Genomic DNA, 2,913 nt, shown 5'->3' on the forward strand with positions numbered 1-2,913 from the left:
ATGTGAAGGCATCCGAAATGCTGCGGCTGAATACATCGATTCCCGCCGTGCCGATGGGATCGCAGAAACGGCTTGGCGTGATCGACGGTGATAACGCAGGCTTCCCTAACGGGCGGCGTCCTGGCGATGATGTGGTCGACATCGCGCTGCGGGTGGTGATGGGTAAGCTGTGCACACTGAATATCGGCTGCGCGCCGTCCGACGCACCGGCGGGCGCAATCCGCTTTACTGACGGGGCGTATCTCGACGACAGCTTCTTCACCTCGTCCTTCCCCTACCTGAAAACGCCGATCGCCGGTTCGCCGCAGCAGTAAGGAGCGCATCATGAAATCGCTTGCTCTCCTTTGCAGCGCGCTGCTGCTGGCCGCATGCGGCGGTGGCGGTGGCCACAACGCCGACACCAGCCCTACCACGCCGCCGCCACCACCCGTGATGACGGACGCCTTCACCGCCACCGTACTGGCCCTGATCGCCACCTCGCCCGACGACGCCGAGCCCACCGACACCAGCAACGTCGCGCTCACCACGTCCGAAGACAAAGAGCCCGAACCTGTCGACAAGGTAGCGGCGCCATGATCCCCGCCGGTACGTCGCTGGACAGGGAGGCCGCACGACGGCGCCGCCGCGCGGTCCGTGCACGCATCGTGCGGACGCTGGTGGCGGCCTGGCTCACGCTCGCGGCTGGGGCACGGGCGGGGATGGCGGCGCCGTATGTGCCGGCGTCCGGCGCGGTGGTGGTGGAGACGCTGCCGCGCCGTACCGAGGTGCAGCCGCCGGAACTGCTGGCCCTGCGCGCGCAGCTGCATGCCTCGCCGAACGACGCAAACATCGCGGCGGCGCTCGCGCAGCAGTACATCGCGCTGGGCCGCCGCGAAAGCGACCCGCGCTATTTCGGCTACGCGCAAGCGGTGCTGGCGCCGTGGTGGTCCATGGGAGCACCACCTGCGCCAGTGCGCCTGCTGCGCGCCACGCTGCGCCAAACCAATCACCAATTCGCCGACGCCATGTCCGATCTGGACGCGCTCACGAAATCAGACCCCGCCAACGCGCAAGCCTGGCTTACCCGCGCCACCGTGCAAACGGTGCGCGGCGACTACGCCGGCGCCACCTCCAGTTGCGCGCGGCTGTCCAACCTGTCCGGACAACTGGCCAGCTTCACCTGCCTCGCCGCAGCCCGCGCCAACACCGGCGATCCGCTCGCCAGCGAGCGTCTTCTGCGGGCGGCATTCTCACGTGAAGCCGCCGAAGCGCCGCCCGAAGTTCGTGTCTGGACACTAACCCTGCTGGCTGAACTGTCCGCCCGCCGCGGCGACCCGTCAGCCGATCACAGCTTCCGCCAGGCGCTCGCCATCGCCCCGCGCGACAGCTACCTGCTCGGCGCCTACGCCGACTATCTGCTCGACCAGGGCCGCCCCGCCGAAGCCGAACGCCTGCTGAAACCCTTCCAGCGCGTCGACAGCCTGCTGCTGCGCTACGCCCTCGCCCTGAAGCAACAGGGCGCCGGCACCACGTCCGTGCGCGCCGAACTGCAAGCCCGTTTCAACGCCGCAGCCGCACGCGGCGACAGCGTCCACTTGCGCGAACAAGCCCGCTTCACCCTGCACCTGCTGGGCGACGCGCAATCGGCCGTCGCCCTGGCCCGCCGCAATTGGGAAACGCAAAAAGAGCTGGCCGACCTGCGCCTGCTGCTGGAAGCGGGCGAACGCGCACATGACGGCGCAGCAGTCGCGCAAGCCACGACCTGGATACGCACGCACAAATTGGAAGACGCCGCCATCGCCGTGCTGATGAAAGGAGGTGCATGATGATCCGCCTGCTCACCATGCTGATGCTACTGATCGCCAGCAGCACCGCCTGGGCGCACAAGCCCAGCGACAGCTATCTGACCCTGCACATCGAAGGCCAGGAAATCACCGCGCAATGGGACATCGCTCTGCGCGACCTCGACTTCGCCATCGCCCTTGATGCCGACGGCGATGGCCAGCTGACCTGGGACGAAGTGCGCAGCCTCCACGATGCCATCGCCGCCTACGCGCTCTCCCGTCTCGCGCTCACCGCAGACGGAGCCTTGTGTCCACTGACTGCGGCGAGCCAGCTGCTCGATCACCACACCGACGGCAGCTACACCGTCCTGCGCATGCACGCGACCTGCGCCGCCGAGCCGCAGCGGCTCACGGTCAGCTATCGTCTGTTCGCCGACGTCGACGCCCAGCATCGCGGTCTGCTGCGCATCGAGCATCAAGGCGCGACGACAACGGGCATTGTGGGCGGCGACCAGCCTGCGCTGGAGATCACGCTCGCTCAGCCAGCGCTATGGCGCCAGTTCGCCGACTACGTCCAGCACGGCATCTGGCACATCTGGATCGGCTATGACCACATCCTGTTCCTGCTTTCGCTGCTGTTGCCGGCGGTACTCATCACAGCCGGCGCGCGCGGCGTGTTCATGGACGTGCTGAAGATCGTCAGCGCCTTTACCCTGGCGCACTCGATCACACTGAGCCTGGCCGCGCTACAGGTTGTAAGCCTGCCGTCACGCTGGGTGGAATCGGCCATTGCGGCATCGGTGGCCATCGCAGCGGCGAACAATCTCGTACCGATCATTCAAGGCAAGCGCTGGCTGGCTGCCTTCGTATTCGGCCTGGTGCACGGCTTCGGCTTCGCCAGCGTGCTGGCGGACCTGAGGCTGCCGCGCGAAAGCCTGGTGCTGGCGCTGGTCGGCTTCAACGCTGGTGTGGAAGTAGGGCAGCTGGCAATTGTCGCAGCCTTCCTGCCAATCGCCTACGCAGTGCGCGCGACCTGGCTATACCGTAAAGTGCTGCTGACCGGCGGCTCCAGCATCATCGTGCTGGTCGCCACCTTCTGGTTCGCCGAACGAATCTAAAGCACGCTTACCCACGGGCCTTTGTACAGCAC

4 protein-coding genes are annotated in these 2,913 nt (G+C 66.9%); all 4 read left to right on the forward strand.

The genetic code is table 11. From position 1 onward, the window contains the following. Positions 1-314: DUF4331 family protein (locus AB4Z11_RS28315; protein WP_442029159.1), on the forward strand; the 314-nt coding region annotated here is incomplete at its 5' end. A 10-nt stretch (positions 315-324) separates the two neighbouring features. Further along, entirely contained in the window at positions 325-576 is a 252-nt protein-coding gene (locus tag AB4Z11_RS28320; RefSeq protein ID WP_442029160.1) for a hypothetical protein, read from the forward strand. After that, positions 573-1,805 (forward strand): hypothetical protein, encoded by a 1,233-nt coding sequence (locus AB4Z11_RS28325; protein ID WP_442029161.1) that lies wholly within the window; start codon positions 573-575, stop codon positions 1,803-1,805. Before AB4Z11_RS28320 ends, AB4Z11_RS28325 begins: the two co-directional genes overlap by 4 nt. Further along, positions 1,802-2,881 (forward strand): HupE/UreJ family protein, encoded by a 1,080-nt coding sequence (locus AB4Z11_RS28330; protein ID WP_442029162.1) that lies wholly within the window; start codon positions 1,802-1,804, stop codon positions 2,879-2,881. The genes AB4Z11_RS28325 and AB4Z11_RS28330 overlap by 4 nt, the downstream gene beginning before the upstream one ends. The last annotated feature ends 32 nt before the right edge of the window (positions 2,882-2,913 follow it).

The sequence above is a fragment of the Pseudoduganella sp. RAF53_2 genome (assembly GCF_052113985.1).
In the GTDB taxonomy this organism is placed as follows: domain Bacteria; phylum Pseudomonadota; class Gammaproteobacteria; order Burkholderiales; family Burkholderiaceae_D; genus Rugamonas.